We start from the raw sequence: 989 nt of genomic DNA on the forward strand, positions 1-989 counted from the left end.
CAGCTCCCGGTCGATGATTTCCATATCATAGGTCAGATCGTCGATGTCCGCCGGGTCGTTGCGTTCGGCCAGCCGCTCCGGCAGACGCAGCTGGTAGTTCTGGCTTTTTCTCATGCTTCGTTCCCCCGTTTCAAGATCATTTCTCCCTTCAATCCGCCGCCGGTGTAGGTGAGCTGATTTTTCAGCACCTGGGCCGGGGCGGCCGTTTCCCATTGGGTGTCCAGCAGGACCCGGTCGGCGGGGTCCATCTCCGGATTGCCCCGGGTGGAGCAGGTGTAGGTGCTGCGGCGCAAAAGATGCTCCCGCACCCAGTCCGCCACCGCCAGCGCCCGGTCCAGATCGGTGATGAGCGGATTGTCCAGCGTTTCCACAATGCCGTTTTCATCCGCGTTTTCCACCGGGGCCACAGCATTCTGACAGCTGGTCTCCAGCTTCCTGCCGCTCACGATCAGGGTGGCCGGACCGCTGCCCTCCAGCACCAGGTCCCCCGCGGCGGCGTACAGCGCCTGGTCCGTCACCTGCGCGCCCTCGCACTCCACGCGAACCTCCGCCGCCTGGTTCCAGGTCAGGTGCAGCTCCAGCCGCCCGTCCACCTGATAAGTACCCTTGTGCAGCTGGCTCTCCTTATCGGTTGGGGCATACACCGTGGCCGGACATTCCACCCGCAGAAGGCTGGCGGTCTTTTCCACCTTGGGCGCGCTTTCCAGCATGACCGAAAGCCCGATGCTCGCCCCGGTCTGGCTGCCTGCGTCCGGCTCAATGCGGATCACGCCCTCCCGGTCGGCATACAAAAGGCAGCAGGCCGCGTGGGCGATCAGCTGCAGGCATTCCCGGTGCTGCTTTGCCGGCAGCGGGGCGGTGGTGGTGAGCTCCTTCAAGCCCTCCCACAAAGCCCAGGGCTGCTCGTCCTGCCTGCGGCGGGGCAGATTCGCATCCTCCAGCACCGCCGTGGCCAGCTCCCACAGGCTGTGAGATTCGCCATCCCATAC

At 64.9% G+C, this 989-nt stretch carries 1 pseudogene; it reads right to left on the reverse strand.

Annotated elements, in window-relative coordinates:
• Positions 1-110: 110 nt before the first annotated feature.
• Positions 111-989, reverse strand: a pseudogene (locus tag B5G03_RS17515) (hypothetical protein); the annotation flags it as partial.

The sequence above is a fragment of the Gemmiger sp. An50 genome, from assembly GCF_002161595.1.
In the GTDB taxonomy this organism is placed as follows: domain Bacteria; phylum Bacillota; class Clostridia; order Oscillospirales; family Ruminococcaceae; genus Allofournierella.